This is a genomic window from Cystobacter fuscus, assembly GCF_002305875.1.
GTDB classification, from domain to species: domain Bacteria; phylum Myxococcota; class Myxococcia; order Myxococcales; family Myxococcaceae; genus Cystobacter; species Cystobacter fuscus_A.
The window spans coordinates 11348046-11370946 of record NZ_CP022098.1 but is presented as its reverse complement, the minus strand read 5'-3'; the positions used below and the strand labels follow the sequence as shown (position 1 = coordinate 11370946).

Annotated in this window: 15 protein-coding genes; 10 read left to right on the top strand and 5 right to left on the bottom strand. The window is 67.6% G+C overall.

Going from position 1 to position 22901, the window contains the following annotated elements; genetic code table 11:
* Window positions 1–109 precede the first annotated feature (109 nt).
* A complete protein-coding gene (locus CYFUS_RS45990; RefSeq protein WP_198316364.1) occupies window positions 110–1966 on the top strand; it encodes a glycoside hydrolase family 15 protein in 1857 nt (618 codons plus the stop codon).
* A complete protein-coding gene (locus tag CYFUS_RS45985; RefSeq protein ID WP_232537194.1) occupies window positions 1963–2439 on the top strand; it encodes a hypothetical protein in 477 nt (158 codons plus the stop codon). The genes CYFUS_RS45990 and CYFUS_RS45985 overlap by 4 nt, the downstream gene beginning before the upstream one ends.
* Here the strand turns inward: CYFUS_RS45985 and CYFUS_RS45980 are convergent.
* On the bottom strand, window positions 2394–5612 hold the full coding sequence (locus CYFUS_RS45980) for an FAD-binding and (Fe-S)-binding domain-containing protein (protein WP_095991000.1): 3219 nt from the start codon (window positions 5610–5612) through the stop codon (window positions 2394–2396). The two genes, CYFUS_RS45985 and CYFUS_RS45980, sit on opposite strands and share 46 nt — an antisense overlap.
* Before the next feature lie 242 nt (window positions 5613–5854).
* Here CYFUS_RS45980 and CYFUS_RS45975 point away from each other — a divergent pair, with 242 nt between their 5' ends.
* Together CYFUS_RS45975 and CYFUS_RS45970 are read left to right on the top strand one after the other, a co-directional pair.
* Entirely contained in the window at window positions 5855–7642 is a 1788-nt protein-coding gene (locus CYFUS_RS45975) for a thiamine pyrophosphate-requiring protein (RefSeq protein WP_095990999.1), read from the top strand.
* 25 nt (window positions 7643–7667) lie between these two features.
* Window positions 7668–8774: an enolase C-terminal domain-like protein gene (locus CYFUS_RS45970; protein ID WP_095990998.1), complete on the top strand. Its 1107-nt coding sequence runs from the start codon at window positions 7668–7670 to the stop codon at window positions 8772–8774.
* Between the two features lie 35 nt (window positions 8775–8809).
* On the opposite strand, the gene CYFUS_RS45965 is transcribed toward CYFUS_RS45970, so the two are convergent.
* Window positions 8810–9007 carry a hypothetical protein gene (locus CYFUS_RS45965; protein ID WP_157759044.1) on the bottom strand — a complete coding sequence of 66 codons (198 nt, stop codon included), beginning with the start codon at window positions 9005–9007 and terminating at the stop codon, window positions 8810–8812.
* Window positions 9008–9475: 468 nt separating this feature from the next.
* Here CYFUS_RS45965 and CYFUS_RS51450 point away from each other — a divergent pair, with 468 nt between their 5' ends.
* The 3 genes from CYFUS_RS51450 to CYFUS_RS45955 are packed head-to-tail and all read left to right on the top strand — an operon-like array spanning window position 9476 to window position 13357.
* A complete protein-coding gene (locus CYFUS_RS51450) occupies window positions 9476–10246 on the top strand; it encodes a tetratricopeptide repeat protein (protein ID WP_157759043.1) in 771 nt (256 codons plus the stop codon).
* Window positions 10247–10269: 23 nt separating this feature from the next.
* Window positions 10270–11748 carry a spherulation-specific family 4 protein gene (locus tag CYFUS_RS51445; protein ID WP_157759042.1) on the top strand — a complete coding sequence of 493 codons (1479 nt, stop codon included), beginning with the start codon at window positions 10270–10272 and terminating at the stop codon, window positions 11746–11748.
* 13 nt (window positions 11749–11761) lie between these two features.
* Window positions 11762–13357 (top strand): serine/threonine protein kinase, encoded by a 1596-nt coding sequence (locus tag CYFUS_RS45955; RefSeq protein WP_095990995.1) that lies wholly within the window; start codon window positions 11762–11764, stop codon window positions 13355–13357.
* A 13-nt stretch (window positions 13358–13370) separates the two neighbouring features.
* Here CYFUS_RS45955 and CYFUS_RS45950 read toward each other — a convergent pair whose 3' ends face one another.
* The 3 genes from CYFUS_RS45950 to CYFUS_RS45940 all read right to left on the bottom strand — a co-directional run bounded on the left by CYFUS_RS45950 (window position 13371) and on the right by CYFUS_RS45940 (window position 18901).
* A complete protein-coding gene (locus tag CYFUS_RS45950) occupies window positions 13371–14480 on the bottom strand; it encodes a glycosyl hydrolase family 8 (protein WP_232537193.1) in 1110 nt (369 codons plus the stop codon).
* A 327-nt stretch (window positions 14481–14807) separates the two neighbouring features.
* A complete protein-coding gene (locus CYFUS_RS45945) occupies window positions 14808–16232 on the bottom strand; it encodes a hypothetical protein (protein ID WP_095990993.1) in 1425 nt (474 codons plus the stop codon).
* A gap of 257 nt (window positions 16233–16489) precedes the next feature.
* On the bottom strand, window positions 16490–18901 hold the full coding sequence (locus CYFUS_RS45940; protein WP_095990992.1) for a glycoside hydrolase family 6 protein: 2412 nt from the start codon (window positions 18899–18901) through the stop codon (window positions 16490–16492).
* A gap of 441 nt (window positions 18902–19342) precedes the next feature.
* On the opposite strand from CYFUS_RS45940, the gene CYFUS_RS45935 reads away from it, so the two are divergent.
* The 3 genes from CYFUS_RS45935 to CYFUS_RS45925 are packed head-to-tail and all read left to right on the top strand — an operon-like array spanning window position 19343 to window position 22887.
* Window positions 19343–20383, top strand: a complete 1041-nt coding sequence (locus CYFUS_RS45935; protein ID WP_232537192.1) for an MFS transporter — start codon at window positions 19343–19345, stop codon at window positions 20381–20383.
* The gene (locus tag CYFUS_RS45930; RefSeq protein WP_095990991.1) at window positions 20347–21978 is read left to right on the top strand and encodes a cell division protein FtsK; all 1632 of its coding nucleotides are present in this window, start codon (window positions 20347–20349) and stop codon (window positions 21976–21978) included. Before CYFUS_RS45935 ends, CYFUS_RS45930 begins: the two co-directional genes overlap by 37 nt.
* 51 nt (window positions 21979–22029) lie before the next feature.
* The gene (locus tag CYFUS_RS45925; protein WP_232537191.1) at window positions 22030–22887 is read left to right on the top strand and encodes an urease accessory protein UreD; all 858 of its coding nucleotides are present in this window, start codon (window positions 22030–22032) and stop codon (window positions 22885–22887) included.
* The last annotated feature ends 14 nt before the right edge of the window (window positions 22888–22901 follow it).

Below are 22901 nucleotides of genomic sequence, written 5' to 3'. Positions count from 1 at the left end.
GGAAGGAGGGCAGACCCCCGTTCGGGCACCAGACGGATGGGCACCGAGCCCTCGCCCCTGGCTGCTCTTTCCGTCGGAGATGACCACCCTCACGGGAGGAGAGGCCAGCTTGCGGCCCACGCGCATCCACGACTACGCCGTCATCGGTGATGGGCACAGCGTTGCGCTCGTCTCGCGCGCGGGGGCCATCGACTGGCTGTGCTGGCCGCGCTTCGACAGTCCCTCGCTCTTCGCGGCGATTCTGGACCCGGACGTGGGGGGCACCTGGCGCCTGCTTCCGGTGGGCCCCTCGCGGGTGACGCGGCGCTATCTGCCGGACACCAACGTGCTCGAGACACGCTTCGAGGCGGACGGCGGCGTGCTGGTGGTGACGGACCTGATGCCCATCCACGAGGAGCGTCCGCCCCGGGTGTGGCCCTCGCGCGAGCTGGTGCGCTGCGTGTCCTGCGAGCAGGGGGAGGTGGTGCTGGAGGTCGACTATGACCCGAGGCCGGACTACGGGCGGGCGAAGGCACCGGTGAGGGACGGGGGAAGGCTCGGCTGGAGGCTGGAGCATGGCGGGTGGCTGTACACGCTGCGCGCGGACGTACCGCTGCGGCCTCGCCCCGGGGGCGGGCTGTACGGCCGGCTCACGATGCGGGCGGGGCAGCGGGCACACTTCTCGCTCACGGCGACGGACGACGGGCCGGCGGTGCTGCCGCCGGTGGGACGCTTCACCTGGGAGCACGTGGAGCGCTCGGTGAGGGCGTGGCGGGGATGGGTGCGCGGATGCCGGTACTCGGGGCCGTACCGCGAGGCGGTGGTGCGCAGCGCGCTGGCGCTGAAGCTGTTGACCTTCGGGCCCTCGGGAGGGGTGGTGGCGGCCCCCACGACGTCGCTGCCGGAGGTGCCGGGCGGGAAGGACAACTGGGACTACCGCTTCTGCTGGGTGCGGGACGCGGCCTTCACCGCGCGCGCCTTCTACGGGCTGGGCTACGAAGCGGAGGCGGAGTCCTTCGTGTCCTGGCTGCTGAGGGCCACGTGGCTCACGCAGCCGAGGATGCACGTCTTCTACGACGTCTACGGGCGGGTGCGCGCGGGCGAGCGGGAGCTGCCCCACCTGCGTGGGTACGAGGGCTCTCGCCCGGTGCGGGTGGGCAACGCGGCGGCGGTCCAGCTCCAACTGGACGCCTACGGCGAGGCCATCGACGCGGTGGCGCAGTGGGCCCGGCGCGGTGGGCACCTGAGCCGGGATGAGCTGAGGATGCTGCGGTGCTTTGGCGAATACATCACGAAGGTGTGGGACCGGCCGGACGAGGGCATCTGGGAATCGCGCTCGGGCAGGCTCGCACACACCTTTTCCAGGGTGTCGTGTTGGATGGCGCTGGAGCGGCTGCTGGAGCTGCACGGGCGCGGGGTGTTCCGGGACGTGCGCATGCCCGTGGAGCGCTTCCGGGAGGCACGCCAGTGGCTGCGGGAAGAGATCGAGACGCGAGGGTGGAACCAACGGCTGCACAGCTACGTGCGGGTGCTGGACGGGGACGCGGTGGACGCGGACCTGCTGCTGCTCTCCTGGTATGGCTTCGAGGACGCGCGCTCGGAGCGGATGCGGAGCACGTACCGGCGCATCCAGGAGCGGCTCGAGGTGGGGGACGGGCTGCTCTTCCGCAACGAGGACGATGTGCGCGAGGGAGAGGGGGCATTTGGCATCTGCTCCTTCTGGCGGGTGGGCTTCCTGGCGAAGGGGGGAGGGGATTTCGCCGAAGCGGAGGCGTCCTTCGCGCGGCTGCTGCGTTGCGCGAACGACGTGGGGCTGTACGCGGAGGAGATGGATCCGCGGACGGGGGAGGCGCGAGGCAACTTCCCGCAGGCCTTCACGCACGTGGGGCTCATCGGCGCGGCGCTGGAGCTGGAGGAGGCCAGACCCAGGCGCGAGCCGGTGTGGCGCACGGAGCGCGAGGCGTGGAGCGAGGAGGCGCGGGCGTGAGCTGGCTGTTGCGTTGGGCGGTGTGGGGTTTCGCGAGCACCCTGGTGCTGACGGGGCTGCTGGCGGGCAGTCAGCGGCTGCGGCTGACGCGGTTGAACCTGCCGTTCCTGCTGGGCTCGATGGCGACGGCGGACCGGGACAAGGCGAAGCTGTACGGGCTGGGGCTGCACCTGCTCTTCGGGTTGTTGTTCTCCGGGGTGTACGTGGCGGTGTTCGCCGCGTGGGGGAGGGCCACGTGGTGGATGGGGGCGCTGACGGGGGTGCTGCACGCGAGCTTCGTGCTGCTGGTGGTGCTGCCGGCGATGCCGGCGTTGCACCCGAGGATGGCGAGCGAGTCCCAGGGCCCGACGGAGGTGAGGCAGTTGGAGCCGCCGGGCTTCCTGGGGTTGCACTACGGGGTGCGCACACCGCTGGTGGCGCTGGTGTCTCACGTGGTGTTCGGTGTTCTGCTCGGCGGCCTCTTCCGGCTGTGAGCCCGGGTGTTTCCGGGCCACCTGAGCAGCCACAGGCCACCGAGCAGCAGGCCCGTGCCCACCACCGCCGCGCGCAGACCCCAGCGCGCCGGGGGCTTGCCCAGGCCACTCGTCACCCAGCCCCGCTCGGGGTACTCGCCCGCGGGGCCCGTGCTTCCGGAAGCCTTCGCCATCCGCACCACCTGCGCCACGTGCAGGGCCTTGCGATCCGTGTTCTGGGCGATCTGCTCCCGGCAACTGAAGCCATCCGCGATGAGGAGGGTGTCCTTGGGCGTCTCACGGACCTTGGGCAGCAGCACGCGCTCGCCCACCTTCTGGGATACCTCGTACTTCTCTCCCGCCTCGAAGCCGAACGAGCCCGCCATGCCGCAGCAGCCCGTCTCCGGCACCTGGTAGTCCAGCCCCAGCTTTTCGAGCAGGCCCTTCTCGTCGTTCATCTTGAAGAGCGACTTGTGGTGGCAGTGCCCGTGCACCACCGCCTTCTTCTCCAGGCGCGGTGGCTGCCAATCCCTGGCGTACCTGCCGAGGAAGTCACTGAAGAGGAACGTCTGGCGCCTGAGCTGCGTGGCGAGTGACCAGTCCGGGAAGAGGTTGCGCAGCTCGTCGCGGAACACGGACACGCAGCTCGGCTCCAGGCCCACCAGCGGCACGCCCTTCTCGATGTATGGCCGGAGGCGCTCGACCGTGCGCCGCAGCATCCACTTCGCCGTGGGCAGCATGCCGAAGTCGTAGAGCGGCCGGCCGCAGCACAGGAAGCCCTGGGGCACCACCACCTCGAAGCCCGCGTCCTCCAGCACCTCCAGCGCCGAGGCCGCCGTCTCCGGGAAGAAGTGGTTGTTGAAGGTGTCCGGCCACAGCAACACCCGCTGGTGGCCCTGGTGGCGCGGCACCGGCCGCTGCCGCACCACCCAGCGCTGGAAGGACTCGGGCGCGAAGCGGGGCATGGGTCGCTTCGTGGTGATGCCACCCAGCTTCTTCAGCAGCTCCTGGGTGGGCGAGTGCTGGGTGAGGAGATTCACCAGCCCCGGCGCGAGCATGGCCGCCCGCGCCCAGAACATGATGAGGCCCATGGAGTAGGCGGTCCTCGGGCGCAGGTGCCCCTGGTAGTAGTGCGAGAGGAACTCCGCCTTGTACGTGGCCAGGTCCACGTTCACCGGGCAGTCGCCCTTGCACCCCTTGCACGCCAGGCACAGGTCCAGCGACTCCTTCACGTTCTCGTCACGCCAGCCCTTCTTGATGACCTGGCCCTGCATCATCTCGAAGAGGAGGTGGGCCCGGCCGCGCGTGGTGTGCTTCTCCTCCTTCGTCACCATGTAGCTGGGGCACATGGTGCCGCCGCTGTCCCGCCGGCACTTGCCCACCCCCACGCAGCGCTCGGTGGCCCGGTACAACAGGCCGTCGTCATCCGGGTACTTGAAGTGCGTCTTCGGCTTCCACGTCCGCGCCTCGTAGTCCCGTCCAAAGCGCAGTTGCTGGTCGATGGGGTGGGGATCCACCACCTTGCCCGGGTTCATCTTCCCCAGGGGATCCCAGATGGTCTTGAACTCGCGGAAGGCGCGCACCAGCTCCGGGCCGAACATGCGCGGGAGGAACTCGGCGCGAGCCTGCCCATCCCCATGCTCGCCCGACAGCGAGCCCCCCATGGACACGCACAGGTCCACCGCCTCGCTCATGAAGGCGCGGTACTGCTGGATGCCCCGGGCCGACTTGAGGTCGAAGTTGATGCGTGTGTGCACGCACGCCTGGCCGAAGTGGCCGTAGAGCGAGGCGTCATAGCCATACTTGTCGTAGAGCTTGCGCATGCCCCGGAGGTAGTCGCCCAGCTTCTCCGGAGGAACCGCCGAGTCTTCCCAGCCGGGCCAGGTATCCGGCTGGCCGGGCACGCGCGCGGTGGCGCCCAGGCCCGACTCGCGAATCTTCCACGCGTGCTCGATGTGCTCCATGTCCGAATACAGCCGCATGTCCTCGGGGGGCCGCCGGTCCGCGCACAGCTCGTCCATCATCTCGCGCGCCCGCTCGATGGCCTCCTCCTTCGTATCCCCGCCGAGCTCGAGCATGAGGTAGCCATGGCCCCGTGGCAGCAGATCGAGGAACTCGACGTGCGAGCTCTTGGGATGGATGGACGCCAACTCGGTCGTGTGGCCCTTCACGACGACGTTGTGGATGAGCCGGTAGTCCAGTCCCTCCAGCGCGAGCGGGTGGAAGCGCTCGGCCAGCTCGTGGGCATGGTCTCCCGCGGTGTAGATGTCGGGATAGCCGAGCAGCACCAGCACCCGGTGCGGTGGGCTGTGCACGAGCCTCAGCTTCGCCTCCAGGATGGTGACGCACGTGCCCTCGGTGCCCACCAGGGCGCGCGCCACGTCGAAGCCATTCTCGGGGAGCAGGGCGTTGAGGTTGTAGCCGGAGATACGCCGGGGAATGGGCGGGTAGCGGCGGCGGATTTCGTCCGCGTAGTGGTCCCTCAGGTCGCGCAGCTTTCGGTAGATGTCACCGCGCCGGCCGCCGGAGCGGATGATGGCCTGGAGCTCCTCGTCGCTGGTGGGGCCCACCTTCAGGCGCAGGCCGTCGTAGGTGAGGACGTCCAGCTCCAGCACGTTGTGGGAGACGGGCCCGGCCATCTGCGCGTGCGAGCCACACGCGTTGTTGCCCAGCATGCCGCCCAGGGCGCAGTGATTGTGGGTGGAGGGGTCCGGGCCGAAGGTGAGGTGGTACTCCTCGGCCTGGTGGCGCAGCACGTCCAGGATGGTGCCGGGCTGTACCCGGGCCGACTTCGTGGCCGGATCTATCTCGAGCACCTTGCCGAGGTACTTCATCCAGTCGATGACCACGGCCACGTTGCAGCACTGGCCCGCGAGGCTGGTACCGCCGCCACGCGACAGCAGCGGAGCGCCATGTTCCCGGCAGACACGCACCGTCTGGATGACGTCCTCGATGCTTCGGGGGATGACGACCCCGATGGGCACCTGACGGTAGTTGGAACCATCCGTGGCGTAGAGCGCGCGGCTGCCATCGTCGAAGCGGACCTCGCCCTTCACGGAGCGGCGCAGGTCGGCCTCCAGCCCCCGCACGTCCAGCATGACCTCGCCGCCTTGTGTTCCCGGGAGCGTGCGAGGTGACGGCTGCTTGCGCGGCACCTTCGACAAGGCGCGTTGGATGGCATCCCTGGTTCGCATACCTGCTTCCTCCCTCGTCCCTGCCGCGTGACGTACGGGCATGGATTTCAAGCTAGGCACCCCGCGCCAGCGCCTGGAGAAGGGGGCCGCGGTGGTGCATGGAGGGGCTGTCTCGTCCGCATACTCCAGGGGAGATGAGACGAGGGCTCATCGGGTTCGTTCCACTCCTCTGGGTTCCACTCTCCACAGGGGGATACGCAGCTTGAGCGGTGAAATCACCTCGGATGGAGGATGCAACCCCGATGAGTGCCACCGTCAGTGACTATCTGCTCTATCGCCTCACGCAGTGGGGCATCCGCCGCCTCTACGGTTATCCGGGAGATGGAATCAACGGCCTCCTCGGCGCGCTCGGGCGCAACTCCGAGTTCCAGTTCATCCAGGCACGCCACGAGGAGATGGCGGCCTTCATGGCGTGTGCCCATGCGAAGTTCACCGGTGAGGTGGGGGTGTGCGTGGCCACCTCGGGCCCTGGTGCCATCCATCTGCTCAATGGTCTCTATGACGCGAAGCTGGACCACCAGCCCGTGGTGGCCATCGTGGGACAGCAGAAGAGCATGGGGTTGGGTGGCCACTACCAGCAGGAAGTGGACCTGCCCGTGCTCTTCAAGGACGTGGCCTCCGAGTACACCGTCATGGTCTCCAACCCCTCGGCCATCCGCCACGCGGTGGACCGGGCGGTACGCATCGCCCAGTCGCAGCGCACGGTGACATGCATCATCATTCCCAACGACGTGCAGGAGCAACCCTATCAGCGGCCTCCGCAGGTGCACGGCTCCATCCACTCCAGCGTGGGCTATAGCGAGCCGCGCGTGGTTCCCCAGGAGAAGGACCTGCGGCGCGCCGCCGAGGTGCTCAACGCCGGCAAGAAGGTGGCGATGCTGGTGGGCGCCGGTGCCATGCGCGCGGCGGATGAAATCATCGAGGTGGCGGACCTGCTGGGCGCGGGCGTGGCCAAGGCGCTCCTGGGCAAGGCGGTGCTGCCCGACGACCTGCCCTTCGTCACGGGCGCCATCGGCCTGCTGGGCACCAAACCCAGTTGGGACATGATGATGGAGTGCGACACCCTGCTCATGGTCGGCACCAGCTTCCCCTACTCGGAGTTCCTCCCGCCCGAGGGTCAGGCGCGCGGCGTGCAGATCGATATCGACGGGCGCATGCTCGCCATCCGCTACCCCATGGAGGTGCCGCTCACGGGTGACTCCAAGGAGACGCTGCGCGCGCTCGTTCCGCTGCTCAAGCGCAAGGAGGACCGCGGCTGGCGCGAGGGGTTGGAGAAGGGCATCCGCCAGTGGTGGAAGGTGGTGGAAGGGCGGGCGATGAATGGCGCCAATCCCATCAACCCCCAGCGCGTCTTCCACGAGCTGTCGCCGAAGCTGCCGGATGGGGCCATCCTCTCGTCGGACTCGGGCTCGGCGGCCAACTGGTTCGCGCGTGACCTCAAGATTCGCAAGGGGATGATGGCGTCCTTGTCTGGCAACCTGGCCACCATGGGTTGCGGCGTGCCGTATGCCATTGGCGCCAAGTTCGCCTACCCGGACCGGCCCGTCATCGCCATGGTGGGCGACGGCGCCATGCAGATGAATGGCAATGGCGAGCTCGTCACCATCGCCAAATACTGGAAGGAGTGGAAGGACCCGCGGCTCGTCATCCTGGTGCTCAACAACCGGGACCTCAACCAGGTGACGTGGGAGCAGCGGGTGCTGGCGGGAGACCCGAGGTACAAGGCGTCACAGGAACTGCCGGACTTCCCCTACGCGCGCTACGCCGAGTCGATTGGCCTCCGGGGCATCCGCGTGGACAAGCCGGAGCAGATCGCCAGCGCGTGGGACCAGGCGCTGAGCGCGGATCGTCCGGTGGTGCTCGAGGCATACACCGACCCGGACGTGCCGCCACTGCCGCCGCACATCACCCTGGAGCAGGCCAGACATTTCTCCGAGGCCCTCCTCAAGGGGGACGAGAAGTCGGTCGGTCTCATCAGGCAGTCCATCAAGGGCATGGTGGAGCAGCTCAGGCCCCACAAGAAGGACTAGCCCCGGGCGGACGAGGAGAGCGGCCATGGGCCAGACGCGCGGCGAGGCGGTGCCCATCGAGCGATGTGAGGCTCGGGCGTACGAGATACCGACGGATGCGCCGGAAGCGGATGGCACCGTGGAGTGGAACAGCACGACACTCGTCGTGGTGGAGGTGACGGCGGGAGGCAGGCGGGGGCTCGGCTACACGTACGCGGATGCGTCGGCGGCGAGCCTCATCCATCACACGCTCTCCAAGGAGCTCGAGGGGCTCGATGTGATGGACGTGCCGGCGCGGATGGTGTCGCTGCTGAGGCGGGTGCGCAACAAGGGGCGGCCAGGGCTGGTGGCCATGGCGCTCTCCGCGGTGGACGCGGCGCTGTGGGACACGAAGGCGCGGCTCCTGGACATGCCACTGGTGAGACTGCTCGGGGCGGCACGGGCAGCGGTGCCTGTCTATGGCAGTGGAGGCTTCACCTCGTACTCCATCGCGAAACTGAAGGAGCAGCTCGGGGGCTGGGTGGCGCAGGGGATTCCCCGGGTGAAGATGAAGGTGGGCAGCCATCCGGACGAGGATGGGCACCGGGTGCGGGAGGCGCGGGAGGCCATTGGCCCGGAGGCATGGCTCTTCGTGGATGGCAATGGCGCGTATACGGTGAAGCAGGCACTGGTGCTGGCGGACAGCTTCGCGGAGGCCGGCGTCGTCTGGTTCGAGGAGCCCGTGTCGAGTGATGACCTGGAGGGGCTGCACCTGCTCCGGCAGCGCATTCCCAGCGGGATGAACGTGGCGGCGGGGGAGTACGGCTGGGACGCCATCTACTTCCGGAGGATGCTGGGGGCTCGGGCGGTGGACGTACTGCAGGCGGACGCGACGCGGTGCCTGGGGGTGACGGGCTTCCTCCAGGTGGACGCGCTGTGCGAGGGTTTCCAGGTACCCCTGTCGGGTCACTGCGCGCCGAGTCTCCACCTGCACGTGGCCTGCGCGGCGCGCAACCTCGTGCATCTGGAGTACTTCCATGATCACGTGCGAATCGAGCACCTGCTCTTCGACGGAGCGAGGAGCCCGGTGAAGGGGGCGCTGACACCGGACCTGTCCAGGCCGGGAATGGGCCTGGAACTCAAGCGGCGGGATGCGGAGCGCTACGCCCTGTGAGCGGGGCCGTCGCGCCTCCCACCCGACTCCACCTGTTACTGAACCTCCACGGAACCCCGCGTCCCGGTCCCGTCCATCTTCGCGGCGAGCGCCCTCCCCTCGGGTGTCAGCGACAGACCTCCGAAGGTGACGGAGACCAGGCGCTCGAGCTGCATCTTGTCGATCACCTCGAGGAACTCGGTCCGGGGAATCCGCAGCGTCTCCCCCAACTCGTTGACCTCGTCGTGGCTCAACAGGGTTCCACCCTTGGAATCTTCAATCGAGTACAAGGCGCGTAAGAAAGCTCGAGACGTGTCTGTCATGATTGGCATTCCTGAAGCGACCTTTCTTCAGCATGGGCCCCATTATGGGCCATGGCAGTAGAGAATGGAGTGGGCCACTGGCCCTTCTCTTGGAGGGCGTTGCCGCGTTTCCGGGCAGGCATGGATGGCTCGGGCTGGCCGCCCGCCTCCTTCGCCCTCCCGCACCCGTCAGTACCTGTCAGCACCTGTCAGCACCCGTCAGCACCCGTTGGCTCCGCGATTCTTCCCTGTGTGCACCGACCCTCAACGGCACGGGGCTCTCTCTTCTTCCACGTATTCCGCTTAGGCGTCAGACGAGCGCTGATGTATCCTCCGGTAGGCAAGGACACGACGAGCCGCCCCAGGAAGTGGGCTCGGCCGCGTCCGAGCGCCCCCTTGTGCTTCGGTTGGAGAAACACCATGCGCGCCGTGCTGGGTTGGATTGCGATCGTGCAGCTCTTGTGGGCTGGAAGTGCCAGGGCGGACGAGCTGGCCACGCTCGCGTTGTCCCAGGCCAAGGCCTTCTACCAGGCGCTCGACTACGAGCGGTGCCTCAAGCGGCTGAAGCGTGCCGGTACGCTGAAGCTGTCGGAGCCGGAGCGGGCCGAGGTGGCGCTCTACCAGGGGTTGTGCGGCGCCGGCCTGGGCCAGTCCAAGGCGGCCCGGAAGTCCTTCCAGCGCGCGTTGGAGCTGGATCCGCAGCTTCAACTCCCCCTGGGAACGAGCCCCCGCATCGTCGAGCTCTTCGAGGAGGTGGGTGGAAAGCGCCGGACCCGCCCGGCGGAGGCACCGGCCGTGGCCGCCGCCCCCGCTCCCGCCGCTCCCGCCGCGGATGTGCCGTCGGCGTCGCCAGCGGAGCCTCCCGCGGTCACGCCCGGCCTGAAGCCCGCGGCCCCCCCTGTCGTCACCGAGCGTCCGGCCTTCCTTCCTCAAGCCCAGCCGCCGAAGAGTGGGGTGGTGCGCGCCATGCCCTACGTGCTGGGCGGCGCTTCGCTCGCGGTGCTCGCCACGGGCGTCGTCTTCGGGGTCCAGGCCCGCTCTTTCGAGAGCCAGGCGCGCGGCGCGCACTTCGACTCGGACATGGCCTCCTTCAACCGTCAGGCCGCCTCGCGCGCCCGCACGGCCAACATCCTCTTCGTCGGTTCGGGAGTCGTCGCCGCGGCCACCGTGGTGAGCGCGCTCCTCCAGTAGTTCGTCGCCCCCAAGGATCCCCCATGAATCGCGACACGAGAGTCGCTCTTTCGTTTCTTCTGCTCGGCCTGCTCTTCGCGCCCGGTTGCCTGGTGCAGAGCATCGATGAGGAGGGCCGCGCCTGTGATGTGGAGCACCCGTGCAGCGCGGGACGCTCCTGCGTCGAGGGGGTCTGCCTCTCCCATGTCACGCCCGCCGCGGATGGCGGTCCCTCGGAACAGGGGGATGGGGGCCCCGCGGATGGCGGTGAGAGCTGCCTGGACGCGTGCGTGGACTGGCTCTGTGGCACCTCCAACGCCTGTGGAGCCGTCTGCCAGCCCGTGAACGGGTGCGTCGAGGGGAGCCTGTTGGACGGCTTCGAGCCGGGGGGCACGGGCTGGATCATCTTCAAGGATGAGTCGACCACCTTCCAGATGACGGCCGTCTCCAGCCCGGCCCTGAGCGGGCAGGCGCTGCGGCTGGACTACGACATCAACCCGGCGGGTGGCTTCGGTGGAATCGAGCGGCTCCTCGGCGAGGGTCAGGACTGGCGGCAGGCCACCGGTCTTGGAATCTGGGTGTATGGGGCCTCCACCGGCCATCCCTTCCGATTGGAGCTCTACGACACCCATCGGGTGCGCTTCGAGTTCTCGGTCGCGGTGGATTGGACGGGCTGGAAGCACGTGTATGCCCCGTTCAGCGCCTTCACCCTCTCGGGCTTCCAGACCGTTCCCGACGCGGGCAGCGCCACGCTGGCGCTCGATGCGGTCAAGGGCCTGAGTATCTCCCCCGGGTACTTGTCTGGCGCCCACGGGTCCGTGGTGGTGGATGAGCTCGCGCTGCTGCAACGGCCCGAGGCGGGTGCCATCGTTCCGCTCTACATCTATCCCTCCCCCGGCGCATGGGCGCCGCTCATCGAGGGCAAGGCCGCGCATCCGACGGTGCCGGTGCTGGCCATCATCAATCCAGACACCGGCCCGGGAGCGGCCATCAACCCGGAGTACGTCACTTCCATCAGCGCGCTGGCGGATGCCGGCATCACGGTGCTCGGCTACGTGCATGCCTCGTACAGCCAGCGTGACGAGGGCCTGGTGCGCGAGGACATCAACCGCTATCGCTCCTTCTACCCGGAGACGCGGGGCATCTTCATCGACGAGATGGCGAACACCCAGGGGCAGGAGGGCTACTACCGCGCGCTCAGCGACCATGCGCGGGACGCGGGCTTCTCGCTCACCGTGGGCAATCCGGGCGCTCGCACGCCCGTGAGCTTCCGCGGAACGGTGGATGTGCTCACCATCTCCGAGGGGCCTGGACTGACGGATGCCGGCCTCATCCATGAAGCGGCGGCTGGCTTCGACCGGAGCTCCCTGAGCGTGCTGCGCTACGGCCTTCCCACCGCCAGCCCGGCCTACGTCAATCAGGTTCGCCGCGACGTGCGCTACATCTACCTCACGCATGATGCGCAGAACCCCTGGACCTCCCTGCCTCCGTACCTGAACAACCTGCTCGCCTCGTTACGTTGAGCCCCCGCGCGCCATGACCCAGGTTCAGCTACCCCAGCTCGGGAAGTACCGGTTGCTCGAAGTCATCGCCAAGGGAGGAATGGGCGAGGTGTACAAGGCCCAGCAGGAAGGGCCGGCGGGGTTCTCGAAGACCGTGGTGGTCAAGCGCGTCCTTCCTCACCTGGCGGACGCGGAGAACTTCATCGACATGTTCCTCGAGGAGGCCCGCCTGGCGGCGCGGCTGTCCCATCCCAACGTGGTGCAGATCTTCGAGCTGGGCGAGGACCGGGGCGAGTACTTCATCGCCATGGAGTACATCCAGGGGCCCTCGCTCCACCGCGTGCGCAAGCGCCTGCGGGAGCTGGGGCATCCCTTTCCCGTCGACATCGCCGCGTACGTCGTCGCGCAGGCGCTCCAGGGACTGCACTACGCGCACGAGCTGCGGGACGAGGCCGGCAAGCCCCTGGGAATCGTCCACCGCGACATCAGCCCCGACAACATCCTGGTGACGATGGATGGTGTGGTGAAGGTCGTGGACTTCGGCATCGCCAAGGCGGCGGATTCTTCGTCCAAGACCCAGTCGGGCACACTGAAGGGCAAGCTCTCGTACATCTCGCCCGAGCAGGTCAATGGCTGGCCCGCCTCGGTGCACTCGGACATCTACGCCACCGGAGTGGTGCTCTACCAGCTGTTCACCAACACGCTGCCCTTTCGCGCGCCCTCGAACGCGGCGCTGCTCCAGCAGATCGCCACGGCCGAGCCCGAAGCGCCGGATCGGCTCGAGCTGGACGTGCCTCCCGTGCTCAGCCGCATCGTCATGAAGGCGCTGCGCAAGGAGCCAGGTGAGCGCTTCGCCACCGCACAGGAGATGTCCCGGGCGCTCCTCGAGGCCCTGGAGTCCTGTCAGCGGAGGCTCTTCCCGGAGGACCTCGGCGCGTTCCTCAAACAGCTCTTCGAGCAGGAGGGCTCGCCGCGGCGCTTCTTCGCGCAGCCCACTCCGCGCGGCACGGGGCGCTCCTCTCCCCCCATGGTCGTGGAGGACGAGGCGACGGCACCCCTGGCGGGTCCCGTGCTCTCGAACCCGCCGACGGTGACCATGGAGTCCGCACGCCCGCGCAATCGCGCGATCGCGTGGGCGGTGGGAGGAGCCCTGCTCTCGGTGGCCGTGGGCGTGGTCGCCCTGCGGCCGTGGGAGCGGGGCACTCCTCCTGCACCCGCTCCGGTGGCGCCCTCCTCCGAGGCGCCGGCTCCAGCTCCCGAGAACGTCCAGGCCCAGAAGCCAGTCACCCCGGAGCCATCACCGGAGAAGGCAGCGGTGCCACCACCGCGGGAGGCGGCACCCCCACCGGACGAGCCTACGCCCGAGCCCACCACCCCATCCCCGGCGCCGTCGCCCCAGGAGCCCTCCCGGGTGGCCGCCATGGGACGGGTGCAGGTCCGGGTCAACCCCTGGGCGGAGGTCTTCTACGAGGGCCACAGACTGGGCATCACTCCCATGCCCGCCATCCGGCTCCCCGCGGGAAGACGGACCCTCACCCTGAAGAACAAGGAGCTCGGGGTGTCTCGCGACTACCGCGTCTCCGTGCCGGCCAACGGCGAGGTCACGCTGAAGGCGGACCTGTTGGAATAGGGCTCGCTCCGCGCTACGGCGTCATCCAGTTGCGCGAGACGCTCAGCATGGCCAGCAGCTTGATCGTGTCGCCGTAGTAGTCCTCGGTGGGGGCGGTGGAGACGATCTGGTTCCACAAGCTGTCCAGCCACGCCTGGCCGCCGGAGTCCACGGTGGCCGCGACGGCGAACGGCGCCATGAAGACCATGTCGTTGTAGGACTCGAGCGCGGTGCCGTTGAGTTGGTAGCCGGCGCGGATGCTGTTCGGCTTGCCTCCGGTCTTGCCGCGAATCCAACGGCTGATCAGGCTGGCCGCGTTGCGCGAGCGGGTGTCGCCGCTGATGGCCGCGTCGATGCCGATGCGCCACGGCACGCGGCACGCATTCCAGGAGTAGCTGCCGTCGTACGGAGCCTCGAGGAACTCGGCGGGCGCGGGGCGAGGCGTGGTGTTCGCGTTGATGATGAAGTCGGGCACCAGGCCGGTCGCGCTGGCGTAGGTGGTCTGCATCTTCTCGAGCACCGTCTGATGCGCGCTCAGCACCTGCGACCAGTCGGTGCTGGCGTGGCCGATGAAGCCGCGGAAGTGGCCGAGCATCCAGTCGGAGCTGCGCGTGGCGTAGTAATAGTCCGGAGCATCCTGCTTCAGCAGGCTGGCCCAGTCGCCGAGATTGACCAGTCGCGTGGTCGGGTTGATGTTGCTCTGCGCGATCGCGTTGAGCACGCGCGTGGCTTCGGCCGCGTAGTTGATGGAACCGTTGGAGCCCCACTGCTTGTGCGCGAGCAGCAGCGCGTAGGCGATGTCGAGATCGCCATCGGTGGCCGAGTCGTGATCGAGGATGTCGTTGCAGTTGGCATCCTGCGCCCAGGCCAGCAGGTCGGGATTGTTCTGGCTGGGATGCCGGAGGTTGTAGCGGTGCAAGCCATCGAAGATGGTCTGGGCCTGCGGGTCCTGCCCGGCCATCATCACGGCGATCAGCATGCCGTAGCCCTGGCCCTCGGACACGACATAGGCGCCGTCACCCGTGCTGGCCTTGATGCGGTAGTCGCCCGCGTGGCACCCGGCGACGACGTAGCGGCTCTTCCACTTCCAATAGAAGTCAGCCGTCGCGCTGTCGGCCGCGGCCGTGCCGGCCGAAACGCTCAAGGTCGATGCGTTATAGGTCTGATGGTGGCTGCCGAACGGATGGTTCTGGGCCTGCGCGGCGCCAGCGATGCCAAACACGGTCAGTGCCAATCCTGGCAGAAGGCGTTTCAACGAAGGCATGGGCATGGACGTGCTCTCCAGTCAGAGAAGGAATGGAGCACGCAGATGCCGCACGGGCGCTTCGAATGCAAGGCCAGAAGAGGAAGGGCCGCAATGACTGAATATCGAGAAATGAGAAGAGTTCCGGGGGTGATGTGAGGAGGACCGTCTCGTGGCCTCCTCGCCCCCGGGAACTTCAGAGCAGCCAGCTTCCGCGCGAGCTTCGCGTCAGTAGCTGGTCTTCAGCCACTGGCTCTTCGCCCAGGTGAGCTTCCCAGCGCCCGCTCCATCGGCGGCCGTCAGCCGGCTCTTGAGGGTCGACGGATCCTCCGGCGTATAGCTGTAGGGCAGGGTGGAGAAGCCATTCCAGGAGAAGGCCTTCACGTCAGCGGGCACCGGGCCGAGCGAGCTGCCGGAGGAGTCGCTGTTTCCCCGGAAGACCACCCCATTCAGGGAGTCGATCGTGTCGACGGCGCGGATCTTCCCCGTATAGCTTGCATCCTCGGGATCCGTCTGGTTGTTGCGCACCGGGTACTGGATGTCGATGATGTGCGACTTCTCGACCAGGACGGCGCCGCTCTCGGTGGAGATCGCACCGTTGCTCGTCACGGTGAAGTGGTAGCCCTTGGAGGAGATGGCGGTGGCCATGGCCGAGGTGATCTTGTTCTTGGCGGCCCAGGCTCCCGCGCTGTCCATGACGATGTTGTAGGCGTGCGCGTTGCCGCCCCGCAGGCGGGGCATGCGATCCTGGATGTCCTTGTAGTAGTTGTGATGCAACGTGATGGAGAGGTTCGGGTTGTCCGAGGCGAATTCCGTCGAGCCGACCAGGTGGCCCTTCTTCTGCGAGCCCGCGATCGCGGTGATGTCCTGCCTGCTCAGACCCACCGAGCTGCCGCGCAGGTAGTTGTACATCGGGTAGGCGGACTTGTTGGCCTCGAGCGCATCGAACTGCCTGGCCACGAAGCTGGTCGCGCTGCCGTCATCCCCCTTGAACGTGGACCAGGAGATGGTCACGCCCGAGGTGCCCTTCTTCGAGTCGACGAGGCCATCGTAGGCCTTGTTGAAGGTGCAGTGGTCGATCCAGACCTTGCTGCTCTCCTCCAGCGTCAGGTAATCCCAGTCGTTGGAGTCGTAGTCGCCCTTGGTCTTCTCGTCCCACTCCCACAGCTCATCGAACTCCAGGTTCCGGATGATCACGTTCGAGCTGCGCTTGATCGTGATGGCCACGTGCTTGAGCCTGGCGCCGTTGGCGGAGAAGATGGTCAGCCCGCTGAAGCTGTCCACGTTGATCTTGCTGACCCCCGTCTGGAGGAGCACGGGATGGGTCAGCGCCGAATTGTGGGCGGAGAAGGGAGAGACCTTGGCCGCGGCGGGAAGCTCGTTCCAGCCCAGGTTGAGATCATTCATGATCTCCACGACCTTGACGCCCGAGCCCTTCTTCAAGGCCTGGGCGAGCTCCGTCGCGGTGTAGACCTTCTTATAGCGGGCGGTGTCCGACTCGCTGATCTCCCCTCCACCGGTGTTGCCAGCGGAAAACCCCGTGAGGTTGTAGTCGGTGACCCCGGCGGCCCGGGCCTCCGTGGCGGGGATGGCGGAAAACGCCAGACCCAAGGCCATAGACAGGCTGCACATCCCCTTGAAATGAATGTTCATGGAAACCCTTCCCAGTCCGAGATGACTCAATCCCTGGATTCGCTCCCTGGAATGACTTCATCTCTAACAAGAGACGTATCCGAGGTCAAACGTTTTCCCAAGATTAACCGGATTAATACTGAAATGAGGGATGTGATGCCACAAGACGAATCGTGTCAGTCCGATGAGACGAGTTGTGAAGGGGGCTCGAGCCACGAAAAAAAAGAAGCCCCCGGCCAGAGGAAGGCCGGGGGCTCCGAGTTCAAACAATCGACTGGCTACGGCTCGAGACCACCCGCCAGCGTGCCGTTGCGGTAGACGGTGATGTTGCTGTTGTCGCCATAGGCCGTCTGCCCGGCCTTGTACGAGTAGTCATCCGCCTCGTTGAAGTTCGACCAGGACGTGTTGTTCACGCGCAGCTGGATGTCACCCGTGTCCTGGCCCGCCGCCAGGGTGCCGCTGAGGAAGCTGACCTCGAGGTAGTGGGTGGCGCCAGGCCGCGGAGCGGAGAGCTGCCCGGACTGGAAGCTCATGCTCGAGCAGCCCAGGAGGGCCCAATCGCAGTTGATCTGGAGGGCGGCAGCGCCGTCCAGCGAGATGTAGTAGCGGACCTTGATGTCCGCCAGGCTGACCGACGTGGTGCCGCCGTTCTTCACCCGGAGGTGGGGGCGGAACTGGTTGGTGATCGGGGAGTTGTTGTTCCCGTCGCGGTAGAGGACGGAGAAGGCGCCCACGCTGGCGGCCTGCGTCGTGGCGGAGGCCTCGTTGGAACCGGCGGACTCGAGGGCGGCGTTGAAGGCCGTCACCTTGTAGTAGTAGGTCGTGCTGGGCAGCAGGCCCGTCTGGGTGGAGCTGGTGGTGGAGCTGGTGCCCACCCGGTTGGCCGCGGTGATGGCCACGCTCGGCGAGGTGGAGCGATAGATGTTGTAGCCGGTGGCGTTGGCGGAGCCCGTCCAGCTCAGGGAGATCTGGCTGGAGCCGGCCGCCGTCGCGGTCAGGCTGGAGGGCGCGGCCAGGACCTGCTCGGCCGGAGTCGCGGAGACCGGGCTGCTGTTGGCGCTCTCACCGTTGGCGTTGGACGCGCTGACCACGAAGTAATAGGTCGTGCCATTGGTCAGTCCGGTATTGCTGTAGGTCGTCCCCGTGACGGAGGCCACCGTGGCGAACGGTCCGGTGCTGGCGCTGCCCCGCTTGACGGTGTAGCTCGTCGCGCCGAGCGAACCGCTCCAGCTGATCGTCACCTGCTTGTTGCCCGGGGTGGCCGTCAGGCTCGTGGGCGGAAGGGCCGGGTCATTGTCTCCGGCGGTCTGCGGGATGGCCGGATACGCGTTCTGCACCAGCATCGTGAACTGCTCGTGGAACCAGTGGCCGGACAGCGGCGCGTTCGGCAGGGCGTTGGTCTTCGTGGTGTACTGCGTGGTGAAGTCCGGGTCGCACATCGGGTCGGCGCCCTTGCCCTCGTTGTTCGGGATGTACTTGCTCGCGCCGTCCGAATCGCCCGGCGGCTTGACCCAGACGAAGGCATCCAGGTGAGAACCGCCATAGCCCGCCGGAGTCGACTGGGGCGGCTGCCCCATGCCAGTCCCGGCCTGGTTGCACCAGAGGCCGCGGTGGGCGCGCCGGTCGATGCGGCCGGAGTCGGCGTACGTGTCGACCGTGGTGCCGTAGGCGCCCGTCGGCCGGTTGGGTCCACCCCAGCCGTTGCGCGAGGTGTCGATGAGGAAGCCGATGCTGGCCGGCCAGCCCGCGGACGTGAAGCCGGTGTAGAGGGAGGCCGCGAAGTCGGTCTCGTCGAAGTTGGGGTTCCACTCGTAGTACTTCGCCGACCGGAGCGGCTGCCCGCCCACGGTCACGTTCGGGTCCACCAGGTTCGGCTCCGCGAGCGGCGTGTAGTTGGCCGTGTTGGTCACGAAGCCATCCACGCTGGACAGCCCCGCCGTCGTCGCGCCCACCACGGAGGTGTAGAGCGCGATGGTCTTCTGACGGTTGTCGTCCCAGCCCAGCCACCCCGAGTGGCCGAGGTCCATGTAGATGTAGACGTTCGGGATGGCGTGCAGCTTGTTCATGGCGTACTGCGCGGCCGCCACGTAGATGCCGGTGGAGTGGGCCTGGGCGCACGCCGGGTCGCTCAGGTTGGTCACCAGGTTGGGCAGGCCGTCCGGCTCGAGGGCCGTGACGATCCGGACGTCCTGGTACTTCGGATCGGCGAAGATGGTCGTGATGGGATCGATGTACTCCGTCTTGTAGCGCTGCAGGCCCTCCGCCGTCAGCGGCAGCTCGCCGTTGGACGCCAGCGCATGGCAGTCGCGCCCTGGCATGTCGTAGATGACGAAGCTCGCGGTGATGGGCTGGCCGGCCTTCTTCTGGGCCAGCGCCAGGTCGAGGTGGTCACGCAGGCTCTTGCGGCCGCCGTTCGCGCTGCCGCCGTGAATCGCCACGATGCGGTCCAGCCAGACCGAGGTCGGATACTTTTTGACCGTGCGCATCTTCGCGGCCAGCGTGCTGTCGGTCGTCTTGGCGATCGAGCTGTCGACCTGCGCCGCGTAGTCGGGATTGATGTATGCGCTCGCGCCCGCGAACGGATTGTCCACATGCGTTTCCGCGGAGGCGACTCCTCCACAGAGTGCCAGCAGCAGGAATGGTAGGGACCTCAGCGCCTGGCTGCGGGTGTTGGAATGCGTTTGTTGCATGCGTTCCCTCCTGATGAAATGTTGCAGTAAATCTAAAAAACGAGGAATACGATTCCGTCGCGGAAAACGATTAAAAGCGGAAAAGCTCATACAATGAAAACGTTTTGATTGCAACCTGTCCGCGGATGAACAGAGCAGATGCTCGTGTTTGACGCGGGAGCACATCAGAACGCTTTCATTTGCCAGTCGTGGGAAGTCTGCTGACTCGTGGCAATAGGCCTTTTTTCTTATCCTCACAGGCTTTGGGAGCGCCTGCGTGGGGCCAGTCTTTCAACGCAAGGCGTCAAGGATTGCCGCCGGTCTCTCCCCTGTCCGCCGGATGGCCGGGCGCGTCGTAACGTTGTCATCTTCATTTCAACGCAAGGCGTCAAGGATTGCGAGCCGAGCGCGCCGAAACGTGTCAGCGACACCGGGCTCGCGCTGGTGGACGGCTTCGACTAGATGGCCGCGATGCGCGAGGCGGGGTTGGGTTCGAAGGGCTGGGGCGACCTGCTGGCCGAGGGGCGTCTGCCACGTTTCGCGCTGATCTGCCTGGGCGTCTGGTTGAACGCCGCCGACGCGCTGGTCACCGCGACCATCATGCCGAGCGTGGGCGCGGACCTCGGCGGCTATGCCTATTTCAGCTGGTCGGTGGCCGGGTTCCTGGTGGGCGCGATCCTGGCCGGCGCGAGCGCCGGGCGGCTCGCGGAGCTGTTTGGCTTGCGCCGGGCCAGCGCGTTGGCGGGGCTGGTCTGTATGGCTGGCTGCGTCATGAGCGCGATGGCGCCCGATGTGTGGCTCTTCCTGGCGGGACGTGTGGTGCAGGGGATGAGCTGTGGTTGGGTGTCGGGCTTCTCCATGGTGGCCGTGGCCCTGCTGTTCCCGGAGCGGCACCTCGCCCGGGTGTTCGCGTCCATTTCCGGCGTGTGGGGTGTCGCCACGGTGCTGGGGCCGCTGGTCGGCGGGCTCTTCGCGGAAGCGGGCGCCTGGCGCGGCGTGTTCTGGCTGTTCGCCGTGCAGGCCCTGGCCTTCAGCGCGGCGGCGCTCTGGCTGCTGCGCGGCTCGGCCAGGCCCGCTGGCGTCGCGGGCATTCCGTGGACGCAGCTCGCGGTGCTCACCCTCGGGGTCGGCGCCATCGCCGTGGCCGACGTCATCCGGCATCCCTGGACGGCGCTGGGCCTGGTGGCGGCGGGCGTCGCGCTGCTCGGCCTGGTGCTGCGCATCGATGCCCGCGCGAGGGTTCGGCTGCTGCCGCGTCAGGCGGGTGATGTCCGCACCGTGGTGGGGGTGGGCTACTCGGCCATGTTCTGGATGACGGCGGCGTCGGCCAGAACGCCCAGGACCGCCATCGTCGTCGCCAGGATGGATGAGGGAATGGCTGTTTCTCTCGTTTTCCTTGAAAAAATGGATGTTCTCGTCCAGGAAAGTGATGGTCACGAGCTCGTGGCCTCGAGGAGGAGAACGTCATGCGCCGCACCCGACCGGATGAGTCGTTCCTGGTGATTCACCCCCGCCGCACGCATGTCCTGGGGCTCGCGGCCATGTCGCTCCTCGCGGCCAGTGTCGGTTGCGCTGGGGCCCCGGAGTGGGAGCAGGACGAGGTGATGGGCACCCAGGAGGCGGCAGCCGGAGCCCAGGGCAGCATCCTCTTCGTCGGCAACAGCTTCACCCACGGCCACGAGGAGCCGGTCTACTCGTACAACAAGGGCGCGATCACCGATGCCAACAACTCGGGGCAGGGCGGTGTGCCGGGCATCTTCAAGAAGCTGACCGTGCAGGCCGGTCTGGCCTATGACGTCACCCTCGAGACGGTCAGCGGAGAGACCCTCAGTGGGCACTACGCCACGAAGGCCGCGATCATCGGCCGTGCCTGGGACACCGTCGTCCTGCAGGAGAACAGCACGCGTCCCCTGCCCACGGCCCGGGGGGGCAATCCCACGGACTTCTTCACCGGCGCCAACAACCTGCGCAATCTCGTGTTGACGGCCAACCCGGCGGCCCGTGTGTTCCTGTACGAGACCTGGGCATCGCCCGCGTCGGTCTCGGCCCAGGGCTACACGAGCGGCACCGCGGGCCTGCAAGCAATGCAGAGCGATCTGCGCACCGCGTACTTCAAGGCCTATGACGATTTCGACTTCACGGGGGTGGCCCGGGTGGGTGACGGGTTCCTGCGCGCGGTCGAACAGGGGCTGGCGGATCCCTCCAATGGAACCTCCGCGGGGACCTTCAAGCTCTGGAGCACCTCGGACAACCGCCATGCGAGCAAGTACGGCAGCTATCTCTCGGCGGCGGTGCTGTACGCGAAGATCACCGGGGCCGACCCCCGCAACCTGTCCGTCGGCGCGGGCAGCGCGGCGGCCGAGCTGGGCATTGGCGCGACCGATGCCTCCAACCTCAACCGCATCGCCTACGAGAGCGCCACGTTGCCCGATCCGAGCGGGGTCTCCATTCCCCTGCCCGCCACCCGTGCGAGCTTCACGGGCTCGGTGACGACCGGTACCCCGGCGAACCTCACCGGCAATGCGCAGTTGAGCTCCCTCACCACGTCGGAGGGCACCTTCACGAACCTCCTCGGCGCGACGGCCAGTGGCATCACGGGGACCAACACGCCCAACTCGCGGGGCTCGACGCCCACGAATGCCAATACGGCCGCCTCGGGCCTCACCGTGAATGACGGCGCGAACAACCTGGGCACGGGCAACTTCCAGTTCGGCACGGCCTTCACCGCGAAGACCCGCTTCTTCATCGTCGAGACCGCCCTCACCTCCGGAACGATGGGCGATGACACCGTCGTCACGCTGATCGATGCGTCGAACAATCGGGTTGGCTCGTTCTCGCTCTCCCTGCTCGCGAGTCAGTTCACGGCCTCGGCCGCGGGCAACACGTCGAACGCGCTGGCGACGATCAACTACACGGGCGGCGTCGCGAGCGTCACCGGCAGTCCCCCGGGCTCGGTGCAGTCGAAGCTGGGCGCGGTCACGTTCTCGCTGGCGGATCTGGGCGTCACCAACCCCACGAGCGTCAGCACCGCCACCGGCCTTCGCCTCGTCAGCTCCACGCTCGATCCAAGCGTGGTCGGCCTCTACACCGTGCCCTGACCCGCGAACCGCGGGAGGAGTTCGGCGAGGAGCCAGGATAGACTGCGGGATATGACCCGTCTCGTCATGCCCCGTGAGCAGACTCCTCCTGTTGTTGCCGCCCGGCGAGAGGGGAGCGCGCGGCTCGCCTTCGAGCGCGTGGGCCCCCGCACCGTGGTGCGCACCGCGCTCGCGCACAGTCCGCTGCGCCTGCTGACACCGCGCAACCATGGGCATGCCGCCTGGGTCTACACCAGCTCGCTCGGCGGAGGACTCGTGGATGGCGACCACCTCCACATGGACCTGGAGGTCGCCTCCGGCGCCTCGGCGCTGCTGTCGAGCCAGGGGTTCACCCGCGTCTACCGCTCGCCGCGCGGCTGCCGCAACGAGCTGGAGGCCCGGGTGGGAGAGGGTGCTCTGCTCGCGCTGGTGCCCGACCCCACCGTGTGTTTCACGGACGCCCGCTACACCCAGCGCCAGGACATCCAGCTCGCTCCGGACGCCTCGCTCGTGCTGATGGACCTCGTCAACGCCGGACGCAGCGCCAACGGTGAGCGCTGGGCCTGCGCCTCGTTCTCCTCCTCGCTTCGTGTCCGGCAACAGGGCCGCGTGCTGCTCGACGAGCGCTGGTTGCTCGAGCCCCGTCACGGCCACCTCCCCGAGCGGCTCGGCCGCTTCGACGCGCTCGGCACCGTGCTGCTCATCGGCCCCGCGCTCGCCTCCGCCCGCGAGGCGCTCGCCGCCCGGGTGGGCGCCCTTCCCGTCATCCCTCGCGCCGGGCTCATCTGCTCCACCAGCCCCCTCGGGCCCGACGGAATCATCCTCCGCGCGGCGGCCACCTTCGCGGAGGCCCTGCTCCAGCAGACGCGGGAGTGGCTGGGCTTCCTTCCCTCGCTCCTGGGAGACGATCCCTGGGCACGGCGGGCCTGAGTCTCCACCTCCCC